This is a genomic window from Rhodospirillales bacterium RIFCSPLOWO2_02_FULL_58_16, assembly GCA_001830425.1.
Classification (GTDB): domain Bacteria; phylum Pseudomonadota; class Alphaproteobacteria; order Rhodospirillales; family 2-02-FULL-58-16; genus 2-02-FULL-58-16.
In genome coordinates, this window is sequence record MIAA01000013.1 from 1 (window position 1) to 26,401 (window position 26,401).

Genomic DNA, 26,401 nt, shown 5'->3' on the forward strand with positions numbered 1-26,401 from the left:
CTTCTCGGTGATGTGGTCGGAGCATTGTTCGTACAAGTCTTCCAAGAAGTGGCTGAAGACTCTGCCCACCGAAGCCGAATGGGTGATCTGCGGCCCCGGCGAAAACGCCGGCGTCATCGACATCGGCGACGGTCAGGCGATCATCTTCAAGATGGAAAGCCACAACCACCCTTCCTTCATCGAACCCTATCAGGGGGCGGCGACCGGCGTTGGCGGCATCCTGCGCGATGTTTTCACCATGGGGGCGCGGCCCATCGCCAATATGAACGCCCTGCGCTTCGGTCGCCCGGAACACGCCAGGACCAGACATCTGGTGGCGGGCGTAGTCGCCGGCATCGGCGGCTACGGCAACTGCGTCGGCGTACCCACCGTCGGCGGCGAGTGCGACTTTCATTCGGCTTATGACGGCAACATTCTGGTCAACGCCATGACCGTAGGGCTGGTCGATGCCGATAGGATTTTCTATTCAGCCGCCGCCGGCGTCGGCAATCCGGTGGTCTATGTCGGCTCGAAGACGGGGCGAGACGGCATTCACGGCGCCACCATGGCCTCGGCCGAGTTCAACGAGGATTCCGAGGAGAAACGTCCCACCGTGCAGGTCGGCGATCCCTTCACCGAGAAGCTGCTGATCGAGGCCTGCATGGAATTGATGTCCACCGACGCCATCGTCGGCATCCAGGACATGGGAGCGGCGGGGCTGACCTCATCGTCCTTCGAGATGGCCTCCAAGGGCGGCATGGGCGTCGAACTGGACCTCGACAAGGCGCCGATGCGCGAAGAAGGCATGACCGCCTATGAACTGATGCTGTCGGAAAGCCAGGAACGCATGTTGATGGTCATCAAGCCCGGCAAGGAAGAAATGACCCGCGCCATCTTCGAGAAATGGGAACTGGACTTCGCCGTCATCGGCCGGCTTACCGACACCGGTCGCATGGTGCTGAGGATGAACGGCGAGATTGTGGCTGATCTCCCCATCGACCCGCTGGCCGAGGCCTCCCCCGAGTACGACCGTCCCTGGCGGCCGACCCCGAAACGGCAGACGGTTACCGCCGTTAAAGACTGTGACCCGATAGCGGCGCTCAAAACCCTGATCGGCTGTCCCGATCTGGCCTCCAAGCGTTGGATATGGGAACAATACGACCACATGGTCATGACCGACACCGTGCAGCGTCCGGGAGGCGACGCCGCCGTGGTCCGGGTGCACGGGACCCAGAAGGCGGTGGCAATCACCACCGACTGCACGCCCCGTTATTGCTACGCCGACCCGATTGAGGGCGGCAAGCAGGCGGTGGCCGAGACCTGGCGCAACCTGACGGCGGTGGGGGCCAAACCGCTGGCGATCACCGACTGCATGAACTTCGGCAACCCGCAGCGCCCCGAAATCATGGGCCAGTTTGTCGGCTGCATCGAAGGCATGAGGGCCGCCTGCATCGCCCTTGACTACCCGGTAGTTTCGGGCAACGTGTCGCTGTACAACGAGACCAACGGCAAGGCCGTTTTGCCGACGCCGGCCATCGGCGGCGTCGGGCTGCTGGCGGATGTCGGTAAGGCCGTCTCCCTGTCCTTTAAGGAACAGGGCCAAGCCGTCATTCTGATCGGCGATACCGAGGGTCATCTCGGCTCCTCTCTCTACCTGCGCGAGGTCGAGGGCCGCGAAGAAGGGGCGCCGCCCCCCGTCGATTTGCAGGCCGAGCGGCGAAACGGCGATTTTGTGCGCCAAATGATCGAGGAAGGCCGTCTTACCGCATGTCATGACCTTTCCGGCGGCGGTCTTCTCGTCGCCCTGGCGGAAATGGCTATGGCCGGAAAGATAGGCGCCGAAATAGAGATTCCGTCCGGCGGCGCCCCACTTAACGCCCGGTTGTTCGGCGAGGACCAGGGACGCTATTTGTTGACCTGCGTCAATGCGGAGGAGCTTCTGGAAAGGGCAAAAGACGCCTTGGTTCCGGCGCTGCGGATCGGGACCACGGGCGGAGACTCGTTGACTGTCAACCGATTTCATTCCATATCGGTGAATGAACTGAGCGATATCAACGAAGGCTGGCTGCCCGGTTACATGGCGGCGTAAAACAAAGGCGGGACGCATCATGGCGATGGACGCAAGAGAAATTGAGCAACTGATCATAACGGCCATCCCCGACGCCAAGGTCACCATTGAGGATCTGCGCGGCGACGGCGACCACTACGGCGCCCTGGTCATCTCCGGCCAATTCGTCGGCAAAAGCCGTGTGCAACAGCATCAGATGGTCTATAAGGCCCTGCAAGGACGAATGGGCAACGAGTTGCACGCCTTGGCTCTTCAGACCGGCGTTCCCCAGGACGATTAAGACTTCCATCAAGAAAGGAAAACAATAATGAACGAAAGCCCAGTATTCACGCGCATCCGGGCGGCGCTCGACGAAAATCCCGTACTGCTTTTCATGAAGGGATCGCCGATGTTTCCCCAATGCGGATTCTCGGCGGCGACGGTGCAGGTCCTCACCGAAGCGGGGATCAAGTTCAAGAGCGTCGACGTGCTGGCGGATATGGAAATCCGCGAAGGCATCAAGCAATTCTCCAACTGGCCGACCATCCCCCAGCTTTACATCAAGGGTGAGTTCATCGGCGGCTGCGACATCGTCCGCGAGATGTTTGAAAGCGGTGAGTTGACAAAACTTCTTAAAGATAAAGGCGTCGAATTCGCCAAGACAAAAACGGAGCAGAGCAGTTGCTGCGGGTCCTGCATGTAAGGTAAGCGGAAAGTTTGTCGGCGGCGGGTTCCCATGGCCCCACCTATTCTCATTCTGCGCGACATTCATCTGACCTTCGGCGGAGCGCCTGTCCTTGAGGGGGCGGAGCTTTTTGTTTCAAGGGGGGAGAGGCTGTGTCTGGTCGGCCGCAACGGCTCGGGAAAGTCGACTCTTCTCAAGATCGCCGCCGGTCTGATTGAGGCCGATGAGGGCGAACGCTTCGTTCAGTCGGGAGTGACGATCCGCTATCTGCCCCAAGAGCCGGATATTTCCGGGTACGCGACGACTCTTGCCTATGTCGAGGCGGGACTTGGGCCGGGCGACGACTCTTATCGGGCGCAGCATCTGCTGGAGCAACTGGGCCTCACCGGCGAAGAACAGCCGTCGCATCTTTCCGGCGGCGAAGCGCGGCGGTGCGCCCTGGCCCGCGCCCTGGCCCCCGAACCCGATATCCTGCTTCTCGACGAACCGACCAACCATCTGGACCTGCCCGCCATCGAATGGCTGGAGAATGAACTGGCCGGTCTGCGCTCCGCCCTGGTGTTGATCAGCCATGACCGGCGCTTCCTTGAGAACCTGTCGCGGGCGACCGTCTGGCTGGATCGCGGTCAGGCGCGGCGCCTGGATCGGGGATTTTCCGAATTTGAAGCATGGCGCGACGAAACCCTGGAACAGGAAGATGTTGACCGTCATAAGCTGGTGCGCAAAATCGCCATGGAAAATCATTGGCTGATTCACGGCGTCACGGCGCGCCGGAAGCGCAATCAGGGGCGAATGCGCTCCCTTCAAGCCCTGCGTCAGGAACGCCGCGATCAACGCCGCAAAACCGGCGTCGTCAAAATGACCCCTACCGAGGGCGAAGTCTCCGGCAAGCTGGCGGCGGAAGCCAAGAATGTGAGCAAATCTTATGGCGGCGCGGCAATCGTCAAGGACTTCTCGGCGCGGATTTTGCGCGGCGACCGCGTCGGCTTTGTCGGCCCCAACGGCGCCGGCAAGACGACGCTGCTTAATCTGCTGACCGGCCTTATCGGCCCCGACGAAGGGACGATCCGGCTGGGAACAAACCTGCAAATGGTCTCCCTCGATCAACGGCGCGAAAGTCTCAATCCTCAATGGACTCTGACGGAAGCCCTTACCGGCGGAGGCAGCGACACCCTGACCATCGCCGGCAAGCCCAAGCATGTCATCGGTTATATGAAGGATTTTCTGTTCACCTCCGAGCAGGCGCGCACCCCCATCGAAGCGCTCTCCGGCGGGGAGCGGGGCCGCCTCATGCTGGCGCGCGCCCTTGCCATGCCTTCCAATCTGTTGGTGCTGGACGAGCCGACCAACGACCTCGACCTGGAAACTCTCGATCTGTTGCAGGAAATGCTGGCCGATTATCCCGGCACGGTGCTGCTGGTCAGCCATGACCGGGACTTCCTTGACCGTGTGGTTACCTCGGTGATTGCCTCGGAGGGAGACGGGCATTGGATCGAATACGCCGGGGGCTATTCCGACATGGCGGCTCAACGCGGGCATGACCGCAAGGAAGAGACGACGGCGGCGAAGGCGGCAAAACCGAAGAAAGCCGACCGGTCGGCCAAACCAAGGCGCACCCTTTCCTTCAAGGACCGACACGCCTTGCAAACACTGCCCGGCGACATGACGCTGATGGAAGCCGAAATAGCGGACCTTCGTGAAACCCTCGCCGACCCCGGCCTGTTCTCCCGCGACCCGGCGACCTTTGCGACGGCGGCGGCCAAGCTGGAGGCGACCGAAGCCGATCTGGCGACGGCGGAGGAAAAATGGCTCGCCCTCGAATTGATAAGGGAAGAGATGGAGGGAGCTAAGGTTGCGGATTGAGCAATACACCGTCGGCCTCGTCAGCGCCGTCGATGGTTACCCGTTCGTTGACGACGCGAACCCGTCCCTCGGCGATGAGCTTCACCGCCAGCGGATAGATGCGGTGTTCCTGGATTAAAATCCGCGCCGTCAGATCGTCGGCGCTGTCGCTCTGGAACACAGGCACGCAGGCTTGGGCGATGATCGGGCCGTCATCCATGGCCGGGCGCACGAAATGCACCGTGCAGCCGGAGAAACGGACGCCGGTTTCAACGGCCCGTTCCTGCACATGCAGGCCCGTGAAGGCGGGCAGCAGCGACGGATGGATATTGATCAGGCGGTCGCGCCAACGTCTTGCCATGCCTTCCGTCAATACCCGCATGAAGCCGGCCAGACACACCAGTTCCGCCTCGGCTTCCTGAAGCTTTCGGCATACCGCCTCCTCGAAGGCCTCGCGGGTCGCAAATTCCTTGTGGTTGACGACGGCGACGGCGATGCCGGCGCTCTTTGCGTATTCCAGCCCGCCGGCGCCGGGTACGTTAGAGACCACCAGCACGATCTCAGCCGGGTAATCGGGAGCGGACGCGGCGTCGATCAGCGCCCGCATGTTGCTGCCCCGTCCCGAGATCAGGACGCCGACTCTCAGCTTCGCCATGCAGAGTCCAGTCCCTTGATGATTACTATCGGCTCGTCTCCAGAGGTGGATACGATCCTGCCGATGGTAAACACCGTCTCGCCTGCCTGCGTCAATGCCGCTTCCACGTCCTCGGCTCTGCCGGCGTCGGCCACCACCGCCATGCCGATGCCGCAGTTGAAAGTGCGGGCCATTTCGCCCGGCGCGATGCCGCCGGCGTCGGCCAGCCACGCGAAAACATCGGGCAACCGCCATGTTGAAACATCAATCTCGGCGGCGAGGCCCCGGGGCAGGACACGCGGAATATTCTCGATTAGACCGCCGCCGGTGATATGGGCCAGCGCCTTGACGCCGCCGCCCCGTATAGCCGAGAGGCAGCTTTTTACATAAATGCGCGTCGGTTCCAGCAAAGCCTCGGCGAGGCTGCGCTTTTGGTCGAAGGGGGCAGGAGCGAGAAGATCAAGTCCGCTTTTTTCGACGACTTTGCGGACCAGGGAGAAGCCGTTGGAGTGCAGCCCGCCGGAAGTCAGGCCGAGGACCACGTCGCCTTCGCTTACGGTCTCGCCGGTCAGCAACTCCCCGCGCTCGACGGCGCCGACGGCGAAGCCGGCCAGATCGAAGTCCTTGGCGGCGTACATGCCGGGCATCTCCGCCGTCTCGCCGCCGATGAGGGCGCAACCGGCCAGACGGCAACCCTCGGCGATGCCGGCGATAACGCTTGCCGCCGATTTTACCTCAAGGCCGCCGGTAGCGTAATAATCAAGAAAAAACAGAGGCTCGGCGCCTTGCACCACCAGATCGTTGACGCACATGGCGACCAGATCGACGCCTACCGTTCGGAGCCGGTTTGAGTTGATGGCAATTTTCAGTTTGGTGCCGACGCCGTCGGTGGCGGCGACCAGAATGGGGTCTTTGTATCCCGCCGCTTTCAGGTCGAACAAAGCGCCGAATCCGCCGAGGCCGGAGGCGACGCCGCTTCGCGTCGTTGCCGCAGCCAGCGGTTTGATCGCCTCGACCAGTTCGTCACCGGCGTCGATATCGACGCCTGAATCCTTGTAGCTTAGACCGGTAATGTTTTCCACCTTTGGTTCGATATGCTAAAATAGCCGAGACGCGCAAAAGATAATATATCCGGGACATTATTGAAATGATCTATCGACGTTTGTCAGCCGTTGTTTTTTCGGCCTCGGCCTTTTTCGTCGCGTTTGTAATTCTCGGCGTCCCGGCGCAGGCGAAGGTCGTTGACGTTTTTGAGGTCAAGGGGGTAGCGGTTGACGCCACTGCCGACGCCGCCGCTGCGGCCAGGGATCAAGCCGTAGCCGAAGGAGAGGTCGCCGCTTTCAAAAGGCTGCTGGAACGCCTTGTCATACGTTCCGATTATCGACGCCTGCCGGATTTTACCCGTGAAAAAGTCGATTCTTATCTCAAGGACTTCTCGGTGGCCGAAGAGAAGACTTCCCAGGTGCGCTATCTGGCCAAGCTGGATTTCCGCTTCAAGGGGGACGAGGTGCGCCGCCTTCTCATTGATTTCGCCGTATCGTTCGCCGAGACTCCCAGCAAGCCGGTTCTGGTGTTGCCGGTATTCGAAACGGCGGGGACCAGACTGCTGTTTGACGATCCCAATCCCTGGCGGGATGCCTGGGCCGCCCGTTCGCTTAGAGACAGTCTGGTGCCGACGCTGCTGCCGACGGGAGACTTGCGCGACATTGCCGCCATCGGCGGCGAGCAGGCGCTGGCCGGCGACCGCCAACGTCTCAACGCCGTTGCCGCCCGCTATGGCGCCGGCGATACCCTGGTGGCGCACGCCATACAGCGCATGGACGAGCGCGGGCGACCGGCCCTGGAGGTCTTCGTCACCCGTTATGGCGCGGTGACCGAGGCAAAAACCGTCACCGAGTTATTTCCCTCCGTTGACGGCGAAAGCTTCAGCGGCCTGATGGCCCGCGCCGCCCTTGAATTGACCCTTAGGGTTGAAGACAACTGGAAACTGGATAATCGTCTTCATTTCGGACAGCGGGGCGTGGTGGCGGCTATCGTGCGCATCGGCGGACTCAAGGATTGGTTGGCGGTGCGCCAGCGGCTGGATGGCGTCGCCGTGATCAACAGCGTGGACCTGGTGCTTCTGTCCCGCGACGAGGCGCGGATCAATATTCACTACATCGGGGAGCCGGAGCAGCTTGCGCTGGCCCTGGAACAAAAAGATATCGCTCTGTTAAGGGAAGGCGACGAATGGATTCTGAGTCTGGCGCGGTAAAGGTCTTGAACGAGTGAACCGTTCCTATCCGGTTAAGACAGACACCCACTACATATAGAGTAAACGACACGCCATGCCGACCCCACCCAATCGTCCGGTCATGACCCATTGCCGCCATTTTCCACCTCTGCCATAATATCTCGGCTACGCCAATGGCCGACGGCGAATGAACCATTTTTTACAACCGTAATGAGAGTTATAGTTGCTATCTAACCTCTAGGGATTATTCTGTAATAAGGATATCGGAAGATTTTTAGACCAACCGGAATTGACGAACGCCCGGAACAGTTAAGATCGCCCGTGGTAAGGGGCGGCGGAACCACGGTGTCAGAGCGCTATCTTGCGAAGCTGGCTGAGAAATCATTTCTGAATTTGTGGTCTTACCCAAGTCTATTTCGAGACCAGAAAGAGTCGGGCCGTGGTGACGGGAAGGAACTGTGCGATCTTCTCGTTGTTTGTGGTCGGCACATCGTCATTTTCAGCGAGAAAACTATCGCCTGGCCAAATGGAGAGTTGGGGCTTGCTTGGAGTAGATGGGTCAAGCGCGCGGTGCGCGACTCAGCAAAGCAGGCTCAGGGCGCTGAGCGATGGATCACTGAACATCCAGATCGTATTTTTTTAGATAGAGACTGCACCGTTCCGTTTCCTATTAATTTTCCGCCTACTGAAGACCGGGTAATTCACAGAGTTGTCGTGGCGAAAGGCGCTGCCCAAGAGTGCAGGAAGCATTTTCCGGACAGTTCCGGAAGCTTGATCATTAAGCCCACGATTAAGGCTGACGCACACTGGTTGGGCAAGCCATGCGAGATCGAGCCGTTTGCAATAGGTGACCTAGATCCATCTGGCTCATTCGTCCATGTGATCGATGATATAGCCTTGGATATCGTTATGAGCGAGTTGGATACTGTCCGCGATTTCACAGACTATCTTGAGAAGAAAGTTGCTTTCATTCGATCTGGCCGTCTCTTGCAAGCGTATGGCGAAGAAAACTTACTGGCCTATTATGCGGTACGGATCAACGATGATGGCGATCATGATTTTGTGCTTGATGATGAGCACGGTCAGATCGAAATTGATCGTTCGCGCTACAACCGCTTTGTCGGAGACCCTCAGTACATCGCAAAGAAGAGGGCGGACAGGATATCTTACCTGTGGGACACGCTTATCGAGAAATTTACGACCCACATGCTTGATGGTACGTCGATTACCCCGGCTGGTCACGACTTCGACCTCAGAAAGAACGAATTAGGTGTGCGGTACATGGCGCTACAACGGCGCTTTGCACGGCGCATGTATGGCGAAGCGGTCAGGGGGGCCTTAGAGAAGGGAAAGATGGTAAATATTTTTTTCCGTGCGATGATCAGTACAGCCGAGGCGAGAGAGAATGAGACCGGATTCTTCATTTTTACCATAAAGTATCTGGATTGGATGGAGAAGAAGGGTGGGTATGAGCAGTATAGGCTCAAGAGATCAGAATTTGCGATAGTTTATGCGCAAGGTCTTCTGGAGCGTAATCCTCACTTAGAACGAGTGATTGGTATATCTTGCGAACCACCCGGTCAGGGGCGTGGCAGTTCTGAGGACTTGGTTTATGCCGAACAAACCGAATGGACAGACGAAAGTCGGCGAGCCATTAAACTGGACTGCAAGACTTATGGTGTGCTGCAAGGCTCACTGAAGGAAACGCCATGGAACGGTCAAGAGTATCCCGACGTGGAGACTGTCATGATCGAGAGAAAGGCAGGGCCAACGTCCAACATGGGGATGAATAGGAAGCAACAACGTGCGCTTATGGCGAAGGCACGAAGGGAAAAGCAGTGAGTATGATGTTTGCCAGAATTCAAAAACCGGCTTCGATGACAGGAGTGAGATCAGCATCAGGCATTGGTGATGTGAACGTCAGAAATAGGGCGATCCCAGCCTTTCCTCTTGGCAGCGACAATTTCCGTTTGTGGCTACTTGCCGCCGTAATAAGGATGTATGCGGCAACCCTATATGTAGTGGTTGTCTACATTAACCGGATAGGTACGGAGTGAACATCCCTAATCTTATATCTATCGGACGCCTGTTGTGCGTGCCGGTATTGGTGTGGCTGGTGCTCGATGATCAAATTATCGCCGCCTTCTGGCTGTTCATTATCGCCGCCGTCAGCGATGCGGTTGACGGCTTCATCGCCAAGCGCTTCAATGCCGAGACCACCTTGGGTAAGTTTCTCGATCCGTTGGCCGATAAGGCGCTTCTGGTCTGTGCCTATGTCACTCTTGGAAATATCGGGCTTATTGAAATATGGCTGGTGATCATGGTGGTGTTTCGCGACGCCCTGATTGTCGGGGGCGCTATTCTCTATGAAACCCTGACTCATTCGTTGATCATGGAGCCGCTGATGATCAGCAAGATCAACACCGTGGCCCAGATTGTGCTGGTCGCCGCCGTGCTCGGCGTTGATGCGTATGGCGTCAATGACGGTGTAATTATTGATCTTATGGCCATCGTTGTCGCCGCAACGACCTTGCTTTCCGGCGCTGTTTACATAATGACTTGGGGACGGCGCGTCGCCGCCATGGAGGAGAAAAATTGACGAATGATCGGCGTTTGATAAGTTGGCTGATCGGCTTTGCCGTTTTCGCCGCGCTGCTTTTCATGCTCAGCGGCGTGTTGACGCCGTTCGTCGCCGGAATGGCGGTGGCCTACTTTTTTGATCCGGTCGCCGAAAAGCTGCACAGTTGGGGATGTTCGCGGGGGGTAGCTGCGGGGCTGATCATCGCCGCCTTTTTTGTGATCGCCTTCGGCGGTCTGATTTTGCTGATCCCATTGCTTCAAGGGCAGGTAGTGGGGCTGGCTTCCAAGATTCCCGGACTGATTGATGCGGCGCGGACCCAGGCCGAACCCCTGATCCATCGTCTTCAGGCGGACATGACGCCTGAAGCGACGGAGCGTCTGCGCGTCGCCGCCGGCGATTATGCCGGCGACTTGATCAAATGGTTCACCGGGGTGTTGGCAAGAATGTGGAGCGGCGGAGTCGCCTTTTTTCAGTTGATGTCTCTGGTCGTCATTACCCCGGTGGCGGCGTTTTACCTTCTGCGTGACTGGAATATCATTGTCGGGCGCGTCGATAGCTGGCTGCCGCGAAACTCGGCCCCGACCATTCGCCGGCAGTTGTCCGAGATCGACAAAACCATTGCCGGGTTTGTTCGCGGCCAGGCCACCGTCTGTCTGGCGTTGGCGATCTTCTATTCCATCGGATTGACCTTGGCGGGGTTGCCGTTCGGGTTGCTGGTGGGGGTCGGCGCCGGCCTGATCTCATTCATTCCCTACGTCGGCGCCCTGATCGGATTTCTGACGGGCGTAGGCATCGCTCTGGCCCAGTTCCAGGACTGGCTGCCCGTAGCATTGACAGCCGGCGTCTTCTTTATCGGCCAGATCACCGAGAGTTACTTCCTGACGCCCAAACTTGTCGGAGACCGGATCGGATTGCATCCGGTATGGATCATCTTTGCCCTGCTGGCGGGCGGCGCCCTGTTCGGGTTCACCGGCGTGATGCTGGCGATTCCGGCGGCGGCGATCATCGGCGTGTTGGCCCGCTTCTCTATCGACCAATATCGGGAAAGCGGTCTTTTCCACGGCGGGGACGGCGGCAGTTGACCTCTTTGCAACAATTGCCGCTCGACTTTGATCACCGAACGGCGTTCTCCGGCGATGATTTTCTGGTGGCCCCCTGCAACAGGCAGGCGGTTGACCGGATAGATTGCTGGCCTGAATGGTCGGCTGCGGCGCTGATCGTCCATGGGCCTGCCGGCTGCGGCAAGACGCATCTGGCCAGGGTATTCATGGCAAAAAGCGGAGCGGCGATCATATCGCCCGAAGACCTTGCCGCCATGGAGCCGCCGGAACTGCTCGGAGATCATCGGGCCTGCGTAATCGAGGACGCCGATTCTCTGTCGCAACAGGAGGAGCATCTTCTGCATCTTTACAATACGGCCCAGGAGACCGGGCGCCGGTTATTGCTGACCGCCTCGCAGCCGCCGACGCGCTGGAACATATCTCTGGCCGATCTGCGTTCGCGTCTGATCGCCGCCCCGACGGTGGAAATCGGGCCTCCTGACGACGCCTTGATCGCCGCAGTTCTGGTGAAACTGTTTGCCGATCGCCAACTCAAGGTGGACATAGAGGTGATAAATTTTATGCTGACGCACATGGAGCGCTCATTTGAAGCGGCGCGTCGTCTGGTCGGCGCCGTCGATGAGACGGCACTGGCCGAGCGCCGCAACATCACCGTGCCGTTGACCAAACAGGTGCTGCGTAAGCTGGAAGGCGCGGCGTGAAAAACTCCGGCAATATGATTGACCCGCCCATTCCGAATTACATGATCGAGACTTACTCCTGGGCATATATCAACCCGGTGTGCGTCGCCCTGCTCGACCGAACCCTGGTGGTTTCGTTGATCCTTTGGGGCAACCACAGGAAACTGATGAACGTGTCCCTCATGGAATTCGGCATTGGATGGAAGGTGCTTCAAGCGGCTCATGTCTACGGAAATTTTACTCATGAGCTGGCGCTGGCGGTGGGGCCGAACGGGCATCTTGATGTCATCGACGTGGCGCCGATTCAGGTTGAGCATTGTCGCCGCAAGCTGGCCGGACTGACGCAGGCTCGGGTTCGCCTTGCCGACGCAGCAGAACCTGTCGGCGAGATATATAACGCGGTGTCCAGTTACTTTTTGTTGCATGAGGTGCCTGATGGCTATAAACATTCTATCGTCAATGCGTTGCTTGACAGCGTCGCGCCGGGGGGCAAGGCGGTGTTCGTCGATTATCACAAACCTGATCATCGTCACCCTCTTAAAGGACTTATGAACTTTATTTTCCGCACACTGGAACCTTATGCCGCCGGTCTGCTGGAAAAAGAGATTGCAAGTTTTGCCCGCGACGCCGACAACTTCGTTTGGCGTAAACAGGTATATTTCGGCGGGCTGTATCAGAAAGTGGTGGCCGAGCGACGGATGAGTTAAGAGGTCTCGCTTGTGGCCGCATAATTGTGAGGGCATACTCGAATTTTGAAAGTGGGTAAATCCTGCACCGTGTCAGCATAAACTGGAGAGAACGATGGCTGTAGTAAAAAAGACCCCGGCAAAAAAGGCGCCGGCGAAAAAGACGACCGCATCTCGCAAGACTGCGGCCAAAGCTCCGGCGCGAGCTGCGGCAGTGAAGGCGAAGGCTAAAAGTACGAAGAAGCCCGTCGCCGCGAAGGCAGTAAAAAAAGCCGCAAAGGTCGTCAAAAAGGCGCCCAAGGTGGTGAAGAAGGTGAATAAAGCGGTGAAGAAAAAATAACTTAAGAAATAATCGTCAGGACCAAAACCGCTTGGCCTTGATGAAGTTTCCCAGGTCTTTTTTCAGCGTTTCCACGGATAACGCCAGAATGTGGGTGTGCCAGCCGATAACAATGCCGCCGGCGCGTTGGCATTGCAGGGCGTTGTCTTTGTCGTCGCCGCATTCGGCAACGAGGCGGGAGACGAGAGTCTCGGCGACGGCGACATCGTTATAATATCCGAGCGAATCCTGAAGCTTGGCCAGCATGGCGGCATAAGGTTGGATGCGGTCGTGTGGGTATAGTGAACTGAAGAAGTCGACGGCATAGCGCAGCTTCTTGACCTGAATGCGCAATTTATGGCGCTCGGCGACGGTCAGCTTGTTAAATCGCCGCCCCTTGTCCGTAACCTTTCCGTGTCCGGCGTTGATCAGATTATCAGAGAGGTTGATGACGGGCGAAAAGAGAAGCGCTGAAGCTTCCGGCGCCGGCTGATCACGCCACGCGCGCCTGGCCGTCCACGTTCCCACCAACAAAAGGAATCTGGTGTAACGCTCCGACAGGATGGCCTGTCGTGAAACCTTTCGGCAGCGCTCCCTTTGCGCCGTAGTTCGTTCAATCAGCGCCGAAAACTGATCTTTATTGTCCGAATTGGCGATCGCCGGAGCCGCTATTTCATCGAGAAAAACATCCCAGTCCCGTGTTCCCGCCAATTGATCAATGATCCACTTTGCCTCGCCGACGATATGGCGGCGCCGGTCAGGAGGCAAAACCGACCTGAACAGACGCAACGCTGAAAGCAACCGACGGAGCGCCACGCGCATCTGATGGACGCCTTCAGGGTCTTCGCTTTCCAGGACGTGCGTCTCATTGGCCAGCATATGCTTCAGGCAGTGGTGAACGGTGTGGACCATGGCATCCTCAAAAGTGGCGCCCTCGGATAAGTCGAGTCTGACATTCTTTCGCCAACCCGGCCCTCGGCCTTCAACCATGGCAAAACCGCGATCCGTTCTGCCGGCGACCGCCACCCTGAGCTGGACCGCCGACAAAATTTCCAGGACAAGATCAAGCAGTTGACCGGGAGCGCCTGCGGTGAGCGTCAGGTGCGCTTCATTGAGCGGCTCGCGGACGTTTCCGGCAATAATCTCGCCGCTGTCCAGATCAAAGGTTGCCTCGCCCCCATCGCCCAAGTCGAGCCGGTAGGTGGTGCGCCTGAACTCGACGCGGAAGACCTCTTTCATCCGGTTCCGCCCAAGACGGCCGACAAGACGCCTGAGATCATTATTCTCAACAGCGGACGGATCGGGAGTTTCCGTCAGAATGTGGTTCTCGCACCTGTCATGGACGACAATGCCGCCGACCCTGGTTTCCTCTGAAGTGACGCATTGGATATGGCGTCGTCCGCTTTTATATATTCCAAGGGTGATATGATTTTTGCGAAGCAGCCGCCCCGGCGTGTCGAAATAGACGCCGCTCAGGCATCTCGTATAGGGGCGCTTGACGGTCGACCGTTTAATGACCGGCAAGGCGCGGAGACGCTGAAGGTCTTCCGGCTTGAAATGAAATTCCAGCGTGATCTCGCCGTTCATTTGCCCGTTAACCGCCGATATTGAAACATCAATCCGAGAATATAGTGTATAAGAACAGGCGGCGTCATCGTTCCATGTCCTTAAAAACGGAGGTCGAAATGGCAAAAGCAAAAAAGATCATCAAGAAGGCCAAGAAAGCAATTAGGAAGGCCAGGAAGGCGATCAAGCGGGCGAAAAAATCCGGGAAGAAGTAGGAATATCCAGCCTACTCTATATCTCCCGGGCAGACGAAAGATTCAAGGTTGCAGTCATTGACGTCCCGCCACCGGTCGGCGGCGGAGGTCAATGCCGTCAGCGCCGCCGTCGGATATTTTGCGTGCAGGCGTTCAAATGATTCATGGTCTCCGGTTTTAGCCATGGCGACGGCCAGCATGTGCATGCCGGGATTGTGGCCGATCAGCATTGCCGATGACGCCCGGTCATCGATGTGGCTTAATATTTTCAGCATTTTTTTCGGCGACGCCATATAAAGATCGCCCTCGAAACGCACCGGAATATCGTCGCCGAGGATGGATTGCAGACATTGCAAAGTCTGGCGGGCGCGGGCGGCTGTCGAACAAATGACCAGATCGGCAATCAGGTTCTTGTCCCTGATATGCTTCGCCATCAGTACGCCGGCCTCCCGACCCCGCTCGTTTAAGGGGCGGTCATGGTCATCGACGGTCATATCCCCCCAACTCGATTTGGCGTGCCGCAATAAATAAATAGCTTTCATGACGATAGCCCGTCTTACGTTATCGCCCGCCGGGCGATGGTCGTGATCTTGCGCTTGAGCAGTCGGTTGGCTTCATGGTGGCGTTTTTCGGCGGCGGCGATCAAAGTCTGCTGGCTGCTTTCAAAGCGTTGTCCCGGCTCGGGGCGACGTTGAACGTAAGAGCCGTCCGGCATCATGTCCCAGGCGGCGCGCTTGTCCTTAAGCTGGGCGTCAAAAATACGTTTCAGGTCTTTGCGCTGCTCCTCTCCCTCCACCGGGACGATGACCTCGACACGGCTTTCCAGGTTGCGTGACATCAGATCGGCGGAGCCGATGAAGTACTCTTCATCGCCGGCGTTCTGGAAATAGTAGATGCGGGAGTGTTCCAGAAAACGACCGACGATGCTGACCACTGTTATGTTGTCGGACAGTCCGGGTATGCCGGGGCGCAAACGGCAGGTGTCGCGCACGATCAGTTCGACCTTCACTCCGGCCTGCGAGGCGCGATATAGCGCCATGACGATGTCAGGGTCCTCAAGCGCGTTGGTCTTCAGGCGGATGCGGCCCGGCATTTTCCTGGAGTGCAGCGATATTTCACGCTCGATCTTGGACAACAGCGCCTTTTTCATCGTTTTCGGCGCCGCCAGCAGCTTGTTGTAGTCCTGTAGCGGCTTGCAGCCGGTGGTCAGATAGTTGAACAGCCGGGTCAAGTCCTTGCCGATCTCATCGTCGGCGGTAAGCAGTCCGAGGTCCGAATAGATGCGCGCCGTGCCGGCGTGATAGTTGCCGGTGCCGATATGGGCGTAACGCTTGAGGCCGTTGTAATCCCGGCGCACCACCAGCACCAGCTTGGAATGTGTTTTGAGGCCCAGCACGCCGTAGGTGACATGGATGCCGACCTCTTCAAGGCGGCTTGCCCACTGGATGTTGGCGGCCTCGTCGAAGCGGGCCTTGAGTTCGACGACCACCGCCACCTGCTTGCCGTTGCGCGCCGCCTTGATCAAATGCTCGATGATGTTGGTGTCGGCCGAGGTGCGATACAGCGTCATCTTGATCGCCTGCACCTTGGGGTCGATGCCGGCTTCCATAATGAAGCGCGTCACCGACGTGACGAAGGATTCGTAAGGATGCTGCAACAGGATCGGGCCGTTATTGCGAATGATGTGAAAGATGTTGCGGTTGTCCTGAAGTTTGACGTTGGTGATAGGATGATGGTCCGAATCGTGAAGTTCGGGAATTACCAGAGACGCCAACTCGAACAGGTCGCGCATGCCGATCATGACATCGGTCTCGAAAACGTCGGTATTCTCGTCCAGGCCCAGCTCCGCCGCCAACATGCCGCGATGCACCGGATTAATGCCGGCCTCGGTTTCCATCAACACGATGGGAGCAAACTTGCGGTGGCGCAGTTCGGTCTCGATCATCGCCATCAGGTCGCCGGCCTGTTCCTCGTCGATTTCAGTGTTGGAGTTGCGGGTTACCCGGAACAGCTCGCACGAGGCGATCTCCATATCGGGAAACAGCAGATCAAGGTTATTGGCGATGACTTCTTCCAGCGCCACGAAGCGGAAGGACTCATCAACGCGCAGAAAGCGCGGCACGGCGCCGCCCACAGGCACTTTGATGCGCGCCATGATCACCGTCGGCTCGTCGGGATAGTTCAGGGTCACCAGCAGATTCAAAGACAGGTTGGAAATGAACGGGAACGGATGGGCCGGGTCCATCGCCAGGGGGGTGACCAGCGGATAGATATTCTTCAGGTAATATGCCCGCGCCGTTTCGCGCTCGCCGGACGAAAGTTTATCATATGAGGCGATTACGATGCCTCGCTTTTCCATATCCCTGATCAGTTCCAGATACAGATTATGCATCTGCTTGCGCATGTCGCCGATAATTTCAGCGCATTCCTTGATCTGCTGGATCGGAGTGCGGCCGTCGATTGACAGATCGTGAACGCCGGCGCCGATCTGCTGCTTGAGGCCGCCGATGCGCTTCATAAAGAACTCGTCCAGATTGGAAGCGGCGATGGCCAGGAACTTGATCCGCTCCAGCAACGGCGTGCGCTTGTCCCCGGCCTCATTGAGGACGCGATAATTAAAGCTTAACCAGGTCATTTCACGGTTAAGAAAAAGCCCCGGTTCCCTGGGGCCGGGGGCCGCCCCGGCGATCATATCAGCGGCGGCCCTGTTCTTCTTTTTAGCGGACTTCTTGTCGTCCGAAGCGTCCTTGCGTTTTTTCCGCCATGCCGCGCCGCCCGCCGGCGCCACCAGATCGGCCAGCGAGGCAATGCCGATTTTTTTTAATTGATTGTCGGTCTTAGGCGCCATCACGTCCTCTTTGTAGAAAGCGAGCCGCCGGGAGACCCCCCATTAAAACAAGGATCACCCGAACTCCAGGCTCCGCTCCCTTACTTTTTATCCTTCTTGCCTTTTTTTGCCTTCTTGCCTTTTTTTGCCTTCTTGGCGTGCAACTCGGCATCCAGGGTGTCCTGAACGAAGGTTTGATCGGTGATCGGCGGACGGACATAGCCGGCGCCGGATTTTCTCGGCGTCAGCTTGGGCGGTTTGGGGGTCAGGTCCTCGTAGGGGATGAGGTTCAGCAGGTGGCGGATGCAGTTGAGGCGGGCGCGCTTTTTAATGTCGGCCTCGACCACATACCACGGAGCCTGCTTGATGTCGGTGTGAGCGAACATTTCGTCCTTGGCTTTGGAGTACTCGATCCAGCGGTCGCGGGATTCAAGGTCCATCGGCGACAGCTTCCAGCGCTTGGTGGGGTCGCCGAGACGACCCTGGAAGCGGCGTTCCTGTTCATCATTGCTGACCGAGAACCAGTACTTGACGATGACAATGCCGGAACGCACCAGCATGCGCTCGAACTCCGGGCATGAGCGCAGGAATTCCCGGTAATCGCTGTCGGAGCAAAAGCCCATCACCCGCTCGACGCCGGCGCGATTGTACCAGGAGCGGTCAAACAGAACCATCTCGCCGGCCGCCGGCAGGTGAGCCGTATAGCGCTGGAAATACCATTGAGTCTTGTCACGTTCGGTCGGCGTGCCGAGCGCCACCACCCGGCAGATGCGCGGATTGAGGCTTTCCGTGATGCGCTTGATGGTGCCGCCCTTGCCGGCGGCGTCGCGGCCCTCGAAGATAATCACCACCTTGAGGCCCTTCTGCTTGATCCATTCCTGCAACTTGATCAGTTCGATCTGAAGACGGGAAAGTTCCCTTTCGTAAGTCTTGTTATCTATCTTGTTGTGCTTCTTGATGACGAAGTCGCCTTCGTGAGAGAGGGCGCCCTCCGGGGGAGGGGCGGATTTTACGCCTTCCAAGGACGCGGGTTTGTCTTTGGCTTTTTTGGTCATAGCAGTTTCCCCCCTTTTTCAGCGAAAATTATGATAACCTGAATATACCTTAATTAACTATCTTTGTTAGCGGTAGTTTCGTCAATAAAGGAAAGCAGCACCCGCCAATCCTGGAGAAAATTCAACGCCCGCCGGTCTTCCATGTCAAACAGGCTCAAGCCGTACATGGCGGCGGCGCCGTAGGATTGGCTGTCGCGCAGGGCGGCGACGGCCCGTTGATCGATGCCGGCGAGAAAATCGTCCAGCCGTTCCGCCGACCTGGTGCGCGGGCGCATGCGGTTGCCGACCACCGCCACCGCCCTTTTGCCCTTACGCACAGGCTTCAGTTTGTCGAGAAGGCCGAGGAACTTGCGGGTCGTGTTCTCATCAAACACCGAGGGCAACACCGGCACCACCACCATGTCGGCCATGTGGACCAGTTCTTCCACCTGCTTGCGTTTCAGCGCCGCCGGCGCGTCAATGATCAGCCTTTGGGTTTTCGCCGGAAGGGGCGTGATCTCCTGCGTCCAATCAACGGATTTAATATCCGTCATGGAGCCGGGGCGGCGCTCCACCCAACCCAGGCTCGATTTCTGGCGGTCGCAATCGGCCAGCACCGTCTCGAACCCGGCGACGGCGAAGGCTCCGGCCAGATTGGTGGCGATGGTGGTCTTGCCGCAGCCGCCCTTGGTATTGGCGACGAGTACGGTCAGCATGTGAAAAAAAGGTTGAACATTAGAACATCGCTATCATGGCATTGCCTCGGGTCTTATAATCATAGCGTAACGCATTGTCCGCCGTCCTGGAATAAACTTTGATCTATGACTGAAAATAACAAGGATGGCCGCGTCGCGGTGATCGATATCGGCTCCAACACGTTGCGTCTGGTGGTCTATGACAAGCCGGAGCGTCTGCCTATTCCCATGTTTAACGAGAAGGCCCAGTGCGGGCTGGGGCTGGGCATTACGAAAAGCGGTAGGCTTAACCCGCAAGGCGTAGCCATGGCGCTGCGCAGCCTGAACCGATTTATAAATCTGGCCGGGGCCATGGGAGTGGGACGCCTTGATCTTATAGCAACGGCCGCCGTGCGCGACGCCGTGGATGGTCCGGACTTCGTCGCCGAGGTTAAAGCGATGTTCGGCTTGACCGTCGATGTGCTGAGCGGCGCCGAGGAAGCGCGACTGGCGGCGCTGGGGCTGCTTAGCGGCGTCCCCGGCGCCGACGGGCTTGTCGGCGATCTGGGCGGCGGCAGTCTGGATATGGTGATAATCAACAAGGGCGTCTTCGGCGGCAACGCCACCCTGCCTCTGGGACACCTGAGACTGGCCGAGGCCTCGGGGGGCATCGCCGTCAAAGCCGGCGAAATCGTCGCCGACGAGTTTGCCGCCCTGGCGGGAACGATGAATGTCAGGGGACGCTCATTTTATGCGATCGGCGGCTCATGGCGGTCTCTGGCCCGCATCTTTATCGAGCAGACGGGGTATCCTTTGCACGTCATCGACAATTACACCATCGCCAGGGAGGAGGCGGTGCGCATGGCCCGCCTGATCGGGGGGCTTGGCCGAAGCGCCATGGAACGAATCCCCGGCATCTCGCCCAAACGCCTTGAGACTCTGCCCTTCGCCGCCAAGACGCTGGAGGGGATACTGGAAATAACGACTCCGGACAAGCTGGTGTTTTCCGGATTCGGCATCCGCGAAGGCCGGATGCTGGAGGGGTTGCCGGAGAGGGTGCATAACCAGGACCCGCTGATCAGCGGCTGCATCGGCCTCAGCGAGCACGGCGGCCGCTTCTCTATCGACGGCGAGGAAATTCTCGCGTGGACGGCGCCGCTGTTTCCCTCCGAGACGCAAAGCCAACAGCGGCTGCGCCGGGCCGCCTGCCTGCTCAGTGATATCGGCTGGTGCGAGCATCCGGACTATCGGGCCGAACATGCCCTGCACCGGACGTTGCGATTGCCCTTTGCCGGCCTTACCCATGGCGACCGTGGAGTGCTGGGGCTGGCTGTTTATGTCCGCTACAACGGCGACCCCTGGAATCCCGATCTGGACTCCGTGCGCAGTCTGTTAAAGGAAGGCCAATTGGCGTGGGTGCAGACGATAGGGCTGGCGCTCAGGCTGGCCCACACCCTGTCGGGGAGCGCGCCGGGACTGTTGTCCGGCACTCGCCTCAAGTTAAGCAAGGAGACGCTGGCTCTCATCCTGCCCAAGCGCCGGAGCGAGCGCGACGTCCTGGAAAGCGAAGCCGTCGAACGCCGTCTGAAAAGTCTGGCCCGCTCCATGGGGCTAAAGAGTAAAGTAGAATAGGCTATTTCCTGTCCACCAATTCCAGGCGGTTGCCTTTGATCGCCAAGGCGGTCTTGCCGGCTCTGAGTTTAAGCGCGTCATCGCCGAAGACCTGGCGGCGCCAGCCGTGCAGGGCCTTCACGTCGGCGTCTTCGCCGAAGGCGGCGATCAACTCGATATCGGCGACCGAGGCCAGCAGTTTCTGGGCGACGCCGGACTCATCGCATTTCATTTTAAGCAGCACCTTAAGCAGTTCCGAGACCGGGCCGATGCCGCGCGGCAATTCGCGCCTGGTCTGGATTTCCGGTTGTTCATCTCTGGGAACGGCAAGGCCGCGCTTCACTGCGGCAAGGATGGCCTGTCCCGCCGGACCATCGGCGAGGCGGCGGCCCAGCCCTCTGGTGCGCGCCAGTTCGTCGGCGGTCGCCGGGGTGTGGTGGGCTATTTCCAGCAGGGCTTCGTCACGCATGATATGGTTGCGGGGCTGGTCGCGGCGACGCGCTTCCTCTTCGCGCCAGGCGCAGACTTCGCGCAGCACCGCCAGACAGCGTCCGTTGGCGTTGCCGGCCTTGATGCGGCGGAAAGCTTCTCTGGGGTCCGGTTCGTAAGTGGCGTGAGTCATCAATACCGTCATTTCCTCTTCCAGCCAGGCGGCGCGACTGTTGGCCTCCAGCTTGTCATGCAGTTTTTCGTAGGCCTCACGCAGAAAAGTGACGTCCTCCAGGGCGTAACTGATCTGGCGCTCGCTCAACGGGCGCAGCGACCAATCGGTAAAGCGCGAAGACTTATCGACCCGGTTATCGGTCAGCGTGGAGATCAGCGCCTCGTAGCCGACGGAATCGCCGAACCCGCAAACCATCGCCGCCACTTGCGTATCAAAAAGCGGCTCCGGCAACCGTCCGGTCAGCTTTTGGAAAATCTCCAGGTCCTGGCGCGCCGCATGGAATACCTTGAGAATGGAGTGGTCGGCCAGCAGAGCGAACAAAGGCGCGAGATCAATGCCTTCGGCCAGGGCGTCGATGACGCGGCCTTCATCAGGTCCGGCCACCTGCACCAGACACAGGATGGGCCAGAAAGTCTTTTCGCGCATGAACTCGGTGTCGACGGTGATGTAGGGGGACCGGGAAAGGCGTCGGCAAAACCCCTCCAACGTCGCGGTGTCGGTAATCATCGGCATGGGCTACCGCCACACGCCGCGCGTATCGAAGACGATTTTGCCGTGCAGGCGCTCCCGGTCAAGGCCTTTGAACGGATTATGATCGACCAGCAGGACGACGATATCGGCGGCGGCCAGCGCCCTGTCCAGGTCCGTCAGTTGAATGCCGGCGATGCCCGCCAGTCGGTCGGGCAGGGCGTTGATATGAGGCTCGACGACCAGCATCCTTCCTTTCCCGCTTTCGCCCAGCATCCGGACGATCTCTACCGCCGGACTCTCCCGCAGGTCGTCGATATCGGCCTTGTAGGCCAGCCCCAGACAGGCGATGCACGGCGCCTTTAATTCCTGCGCCGCTTTCAGCACCTTGTCGGCGATATGCCTGGGCTTGCCGTCGTTGACGCGGCGCGCCGCCCGGATGAGGGGAGTTTCCTCGTGAGCGGAATCGACGATAAACCAGGGATCGACGGCGATACAATGGCCGCCGACGCCGGGACCGGGATTAAGCACGTTGACCCGAGGATGATGGTTGGCCAGACGCACCGCCTCCCAGACATCTATGTCCAGCTTGTCACAGACCAGCGACAACTCGTTGGCAAAGGCGATGTTGACGTCGCGGTAGGCGTTCTCCGCCAGCTTGACCAGTTCCGCCGTGCGGGCGGTGGTCATCAGGCACTTCCCCTCGACGGCGATGCGGTAAAGCTCCACCGTCCGCTCGGAACAGCGTCTGCTCACGCCGCCGATCACCCGATCATTGCGGACCAGTTCGAGAAGCACTCGCCCCGGCAGGACGCGCTCCGGGCTGTGAGCCACTTGAACATCCGCCTCATTCCCGGAGCGGTGAGGAAAGGTGAGGTCCGGGCGCAGCTCGGCCAGCCGTTCCGAGAAGGCCTCGGTGGTCCCCACCGGACAGGTGGACTCGATGACGACCAGATCGCCCTTCTTGAGAACCGGCGCCAATGACAAGGCGGCTTCGCGCACATATTGCAGGCCGGGCTTGTTGTCTTCCCTCAACGGGGTGGGAACGGCGATGATGAAGGCGTCCGCCGGCTCGATCTTCACGGAAGCCCGCAGCTTGCCGGTGACAACCGCGCTGTTGACCATGATGTCCAGGTCAGGCTCGACGATATGAGCCTTTCCCCGGTTGATCAGGGATACGGTTTCCTCGTTAACATCAACGCCGAGAACCTGCACTCCCCGACCGGCGAACACCGCCGCCGTCGGCAGCCCTACATAGCCGAGGCCGATCACGCATATTTTTCCAAAACTAGGTTTCACGGATGATCTCCCTGACGATGCGGCGGCTTGCTTTTCCGTCTCCATAGGGGTTAAGGACGCGACTCATGGCGGCATAGGCATCCTTATCTTCAAGCAGCCGCCGGCTTTCGCCGACGATGACTTCCACATCCGTCCCCACCAGTCTGGCGGCGCCGGCCTCAACCGCCTCCGGGCGCTCGGTAACGTCGCGCATGACCAGAACCGGCTTGCCCAGCGAAGGCGCTTCCTCCTGGATGCCGCCTGAATCAGTGATGATAAAGTAGGCGCTCTCCATAAGAAACACGAACGGCAAATAGTCAAGATGATCGATCAGATGGATATTTTCCCTGCCGCCGAGGATGCGCTCCACCGGCTCGCGCACATTCGGATTGAGATGGACGGGATAGACGATCCTGACGTCATCGCGTTCGGCAAGGCGGGCCAGGGCGGCGCAAATGCGCTCGAAGCCGGGACCGAAGTTCTCGCGTCTGTGTCCGGTAACCAGGATCAGGCGACGCCCGTCTTTCAGGTAGGGAAACCGGGCGGCCGATTCCCGCCGCCGCTCATCGTTATCGCGCAATATGGCGGTCGCTTCCAGCAGGGCGTCGATCACCGTGTTGCCGGTGACGAAGATGCGCGTAGACGGAATGCCGGCGTTGAGCAGGTTGTCGCGGGCTTTTTCCGTCGGCGCGAACAGCATGTCGGCGATGGCGTCGGTCAGGGTGCGGTTCATTTCCTCGGGGAACGGCGCATAAATGTCGCCGGTGCGCAACCCCGCCTCCACATGCCCCACCGGAATCTTCTTATAGAAGGCGGCCAATGAAGCGGCGAAGGTGGTGGTGGTGTCGCCGTGCACCAGCACCCGATGAGGCTTGAAGTCCTCAAGAACGCTCCCCATCCCCGACAGCACGGCGCCGGTGATATGAGTCAAGTCCTGGCCGTCGCGCATGATGTCCAGATCGTAGTCGGGGCGGATATCAAACAGGTCGAGCGCGTTGTCCAGCATTTGCCGGTGCTGGGCGGTGACGCAGACTCTTGACTCGATGGCCGGGGCTTCTTTCAATGCCTTGACCACCGGAGCCATCTTGATGGCTTCGGGTCGCGTTCCAAAAACGCTTAAAATCCGCATATGCTTCTGTTTTCCCCCATTCGCTGTGAATTGGATATCGCGGCTACCGATTTTTCGCAAGAACGGCTTTCGGATGAGCGTCAATATGTTGTAAAGAGTGAGGTAATTGGTCCAAACTGGCGGGAACCGCCCGGTTAGGGCATACCATAAAGATTTTTTTGGACTGAATATTATGACTTTGTCAGGTTTATTTCGGCGGCTGCCTGTTTTCATCGGCAGTTTGCCGGCGGCGGCTTTTGTTCTTGGTTTTTCTTCGGAACCGCTTGAGGCCGCCAATCTTGCGCCCCACCGCGCCGTTTATTCCCTCAAGATAGGACAGGCCCGCGCCGGCAGTTCCTTCGTTGACGCTCGCGGCGCCATGACCCTGATCATGGAAAAGTCCTGCGACGGATGGATTCTGGAGCAAACCATGACGATGGACCTCAGCACCGCCGAGGGCGATACGCTGAAACAGAAAATGAATTTCTCCGGCCTTGAGTCTTTGGACGGCGGTAACTACCGCTTTGCCGCCGACAACGATATCGACGAAAAGAAGAGCCAGATCAACGGCAAGGCCAGGGCCGGAAGCGACGGAAAGCCCGGCGAGGTCAATTACAAACTGCCCGAAGCCAAAACCATCAGTCTTCCGGAAAAGACGCTTTTTCCGGTCGGCCATACCTCCTGGCTGATCGACCGGGCTATCGCCGGCGACCGTCAGGCGCCGAGCCATGTGTTCGACGGCGCCGACGGCGGCGGCCCGCAAGAGGTAGTGGCCTTCATCGGCCCCCTGGCGGCGCCCGAAGCCGTCCCCTCCAAGGATCAGTTGGGCGCGCTTGTCAAACGACCGGGATGGAACGTCAGGTTGGCCTTTTACCAGATGGACAGCCAGGACGCCGAACCGGAGTACGAGGCCGAGATCATGCAACTGGATAACGGCGTGGCCCGGCGCATGGTTCTGGACTATCGGGAATTTACGGTGATCCTGGAACTGGAGAAGATAGAGGCTATCAATCCGCCGTCCTGTTAAAAAAACAGAAAGGTAGGCCGCGTGATGCAAATTCTTTTTTCAATAATCCGAAAGGCCGTCATTCTTGCCGTAACCCTTGCGTTGCCTTGTTCCGCAAGCGCCGCCGATGCCGCCGCCGACAAGGCCGGGTTTACCGGCATGCAGGTGCAGGGCATCACCAAGGAAATCGCCGTGACGCTGGGCCTGGGCGAGGAGAAAGGAGTTCTGGTCCGCGATATTGATCTGGGCGGCCCGGCCGACAAGGCCGACCTCAAGCGCGGAGACCTGATCGTCAAGTTTGCCGGACAGGAAATCGACACCTTCAAGCGGCTGATTTCCGCCGTCGAAGCCGTCACGCCGGATCAGACCGTGCCGGTGACCGTCCTGCGCAACGGCAAAACCGTAGAGCTTAAGCTGAACGCCGTCAAACGACCGGAGGCCCGCAGCATCGCCGCAGGATCATTCGCCGCCATCCCTGAACTCGGCCTGACCATGGCGGCGTTGACCGAGAAGATGCGAACGGGATTCGACCTGCGTTGGAGTTCAACCGGCGTCGTCATCACCCTGCTTGACGAGACAAAAAAAATTGACAGCGACCTCAAGCGCGGCGAAATCATCGTTCAGGTCAATCAACAGGATGTTTGGGACCCTCGCCAGGTGGTCGAAAAATACCAGGAAGCCAAGGGCAAGGGGATCAAGTCATTGCTGCTGCTGGTAGAGGGCAGCGTCGGACAGCGCAACGGCTTCCGTTTTTCGATGATGCCGGTGAAGTGATTCGTGCCGTCTTTGCCGATGAGACTCCCCTTATAACTCCCAGCGTCTGACGCCTTCGGGCAGGTCAATGCCGCGCCAGATGCCTTTGATGTCGGCGACCAGCCCGCCCCGGCGCAGCAGTCTTGCAAAGACCCCCGCATCGAATTCGCCGTACATGCGATGGGCGACGGCGCCGATTACGCAATCAAATCCCTGCGCCTGATCGAGGTTCGCCAGCAACCGAACGCCGAAGCATTTCAGGGCCTCTCCCGGATCGGCCATCGGATCATGCGCCTCTACCTTGAAGCCGCGACCGGCCAACTCGCCGATGAGGTCGGCGACTTTTGAGTTGCGAAGGTCGGTAACGTTTTCCTTGAAGGTCAGGCCGAGAACCAGGATGTCTTTTCCTGCGCAACCTGCCATCTCGCCGGCAATACATTCGGCGACATAGGCCCCCATCCCGTCATTGAT

Annotated in this window: 24 protein-coding genes and 2 pseudogenes (1 of these 26 cut by a window edge); 15 read left to right on the forward strand and 11 right to left on the reverse strand. The window is 58.9% G+C overall.

Annotated elements, in window-relative coordinates:
• From A3H92_04895 to A3H92_04910, 4 genes are all read left to right on the forward strand, one after another.
• Positions 1 to 2,068: phosphoribosylformylglycinamidine synthase II (locus tag A3H92_04895; GenBank protein OHC76021.1), on the forward strand; the 2,068-nt coding region annotated here is incomplete at its 5' end.
• 19 nt (positions 2,069 to 2,087) lie between these two features.
• Positions 2,088 to 2,327, forward strand: a complete 240-nt coding sequence (locus A3H92_04900; GenBank protein OHC76022.1) for an ATP-binding protein — start codon at positions 2,088 to 2,090, stop codon at positions 2,325 to 2,327.
• Between the two features lie 27 nt (positions 2,328 to 2,354).
• Positions 2,355 to 2,729, forward strand: coding sequence for a monothiol glutaredoxin, Grx4 family (locus A3H92_04905; GenBank protein ID OHC76023.1), 375 nt, complete (start codon positions 2,355 to 2,357; stop codon positions 2,727 to 2,729).
• 33 nt (positions 2,730 to 2,762) lie between these two features.
• On the forward strand, positions 2,763 to 4,574 hold the full coding sequence (locus tag A3H92_04910; GenBank protein OHC76024.1) for an elongation factor 3: 1,812 nt from the start codon (positions 2,763 to 2,765) through the stop codon (positions 4,572 to 4,574).
• On the opposite strand, the gene A3H92_04915 is transcribed toward A3H92_04910, so the two are convergent.
• Together A3H92_04915 and A3H92_04920 are read right to left on the reverse strand one after the other, a co-directional pair.
• Entirely contained in the window at positions 4,558 to 5,208 is a 651-nt protein-coding gene (locus A3H92_04915; GenBank protein OHC76025.1) for a phosphoribosylglycinamide formyltransferase, read from the reverse strand. The genes A3H92_04910 and A3H92_04915 overlap by 17 nt on opposite strands.
• Positions 5,196 to 6,260 (reverse strand): phosphoribosylformylglycinamidine cyclo-ligase, encoded by a 1,065-nt coding sequence (locus A3H92_04920; protein OHC76064.1) that lies wholly within the window; start codon positions 6,258 to 6,260, stop codon positions 5,196 to 5,198. Before A3H92_04920 ends, A3H92_04915 begins: the two co-directional genes overlap by 13 nt.
• 74 nt (positions 6,261 to 6,334) lie before the next feature.
• Between A3H92_04920 and A3H92_04925 the strand changes: the two genes are divergently transcribed.
• The 8 genes from A3H92_04925 (at position 6,335) to A3H92_04960 (ending at position 12,768) form a co-directional block, all read left to right on the forward strand.
• Entirely contained in the window at positions 6,335 to 7,441 is a 1,107-nt protein-coding gene (locus tag A3H92_04925; GenBank protein OHC76026.1) for a hypothetical protein, read from the forward strand.
• 300 nt (positions 7,442 to 7,741) lie between these two features.
• Positions 7,742 to 9,262: a hypothetical protein gene (locus A3H92_04930; GenBank protein OHC76027.1), complete on the forward strand. Its 1,521-nt coding sequence runs from the start codon at positions 7,742 to 7,744 to the stop codon at positions 9,260 to 9,262.
• A 2-nt stretch (positions 9,263 to 9,264) separates the two neighbouring features.
• Positions 9,265 to 9,477, forward strand: coding sequence for a hypothetical protein (locus A3H92_04935; GenBank protein ID OHC76028.1), 213 nt, complete (start codon positions 9,265 to 9,267; stop codon positions 9,475 to 9,477).
• The gene (locus A3H92_04940; protein ID OHC76029.1) at positions 9,474 to 10,019 is read left to right on the forward strand and encodes a CDP-alcohol phosphatidyltransferase; all 546 of its coding nucleotides are present in this window, start codon (positions 9,474 to 9,476) and stop codon (positions 10,017 to 10,019) included. Before A3H92_04935 ends, A3H92_04940 begins: the two co-directional genes overlap by 4 nt.
• Entirely contained in the window at positions 10,016 to 11,083 is a 1,068-nt protein-coding gene (locus A3H92_04945) for an AI-2E family transporter (GenBank protein ID OHC76030.1), read from the forward strand. The genes A3H92_04940 and A3H92_04945 overlap by 4 nt, the downstream gene beginning before the upstream one ends.
• Positions 11,080 to 11,763: a DNA replication protein gene (locus tag A3H92_04950; GenBank protein OHC76031.1), complete on the forward strand. Its 684-nt coding sequence runs from the start codon at positions 11,080 to 11,082 to the stop codon at positions 11,761 to 11,763. Before A3H92_04945 ends, A3H92_04950 begins: the two co-directional genes overlap by 4 nt.
• 14 nt (positions 11,764 to 11,777) lie before the next feature.
• Positions 11,778 to 12,449, forward strand: coding sequence for a hypothetical protein (locus tag A3H92_04955; protein ID OHC76065.1), 672 nt, complete (start codon positions 11,778 to 11,780; stop codon positions 12,447 to 12,449).
• Positions 12,450 to 12,543: 94 nt separating this feature from the next.
• Complete coding sequence (locus A3H92_04960; protein OHC76032.1) at positions 12,544 to 12,768, forward strand: hypothetical protein; 225 nt, start codon at positions 12,544 to 12,546, stop codon at positions 12,766 to 12,768.
• Positions 12,769 to 12,783: 15 nt separating this feature from the next.
• Here A3H92_04960 and A3H92_04965 read toward each other — a convergent pair whose 3' ends face one another.
• From A3H92_04965 to A3H92_04985, 5 genes and pseudogenes are all read right to left on the reverse strand, one after another.
• Positions 12,784 to 14,334, reverse strand: coding sequence for a hypothetical protein (locus tag A3H92_04965; GenBank protein OHC76033.1), 1,551 nt, complete (start codon positions 14,332 to 14,334; stop codon positions 12,784 to 12,786).
• A gap of 205 nt (positions 14,335 to 14,539) precedes the next feature.
• Positions 14,540 to 15,049 carry a hypothetical protein gene (locus A3H92_04970; protein ID OHC76034.1) on the reverse strand — a complete coding sequence of 170 codons (510 nt, stop codon included), beginning with the start codon at positions 15,047 to 15,049 and terminating at the stop codon, positions 14,540 to 14,542.
• A gap of 14 nt (positions 15,050 to 15,063) precedes the next feature.
• The gene (locus A3H92_04975) at positions 15,064 to 17,355 is read right to left on the reverse strand and encodes an RNA degradosome polyphosphate kinase (GenBank protein OHC76035.1); all 2,292 of its coding nucleotides are present in this window, start codon (positions 17,353 to 17,355) and stop codon (positions 15,064 to 15,066) included.
• A gap of 158 nt (positions 17,356 to 17,513) precedes the next feature.
• A pseudogene (locus tag A3H92_04980) lies at positions 17,514 to 18,389 on the reverse strand (polyphosphate kinase 2).
• A 53-nt stretch (positions 18,390 to 18,442) separates the two neighbouring features.
• Positions 18,443 to 19,084, reverse strand: coding sequence for a chromosome partitioning protein ParA (locus A3H92_04985; protein ID OHC76036.1), 642 nt, complete (start codon positions 19,082 to 19,084; stop codon positions 18,443 to 18,445).
• A gap of 105 nt (positions 19,085 to 19,189) precedes the next feature.
• On the opposite strand from A3H92_04985, the gene A3H92_04990 reads away from it, so the two are divergent.
• On the forward strand, positions 19,190 to 20,674 hold the full coding sequence (locus tag A3H92_04990; protein ID OHC76037.1) for a hypothetical protein: 1,485 nt from the start codon (positions 19,190 to 19,192) through the stop codon (positions 20,672 to 20,674).
• Position 20,675: 1 nt separating this feature from the next.
• Here A3H92_04990 and A3H92_04995 read toward each other — a convergent pair whose 3' ends face one another.
• The 3 genes from A3H92_04995 to A3H92_05005 are packed head-to-tail and all read right to left on the reverse strand — an operon-like array spanning position 20,676 to position 24,192.
• Positions 20,676 to 21,830: a ribonuclease D gene (locus A3H92_04995; protein ID OHC76038.1), complete on the reverse strand. Its 1,155-nt coding sequence runs from the start codon at positions 21,828 to 21,830 to the stop codon at positions 20,676 to 20,678.
• A 3-nt stretch (positions 21,831 to 21,833) separates the two neighbouring features.
• Entirely contained in the window at positions 21,834 to 23,129 is a 1,296-nt protein-coding gene (locus tag A3H92_05000; protein ID OHC76039.1) for a UDP-N-acetyl-D-mannosaminuronic acid dehydrogenase, read from the reverse strand.
• A complete protein-coding gene (locus A3H92_05005) occupies positions 23,074 to 24,192 on the reverse strand; it encodes a UDP-N-acetylglucosamine 2-epimerase (protein OHC76040.1) in 1,119 nt (372 codons plus the stop codon). The genes A3H92_05000 and A3H92_05005 overlap by 56 nt, the downstream gene beginning before the upstream one ends.
• A gap of 172 nt (positions 24,193 to 24,364) precedes the next feature.
• Here A3H92_05005 and A3H92_05010 point away from each other — a divergent pair, with 172 nt between their 5' ends.
• Positions 24,365 to 25,198: a hypothetical protein gene (locus A3H92_05010; protein ID OHC76041.1), complete on the forward strand. Its 834-nt coding sequence runs from the start codon at positions 24,365 to 24,367 to the stop codon at positions 25,196 to 25,198.
• Positions 25,199 to 25,222: 24 nt separating this feature from the next.
• Complete coding sequence (locus A3H92_05015; GenBank protein ID OHC76042.1) at positions 25,223 to 25,951, forward strand: hypothetical protein; 729 nt, start codon at positions 25,223 to 25,225, stop codon at positions 25,949 to 25,951.
• Between the two features lie 30 nt (positions 25,952 to 25,981).
• Here the strand turns inward: A3H92_05015 and A3H92_05020 are convergent.
• Positions 25,982 to 26,401 (reverse strand): annotated as a pseudogene (locus tag A3H92_05020) (UDP-N-acetyl-D-galactosamine dehydrogenase); it runs 811 nt beyond the window's last position.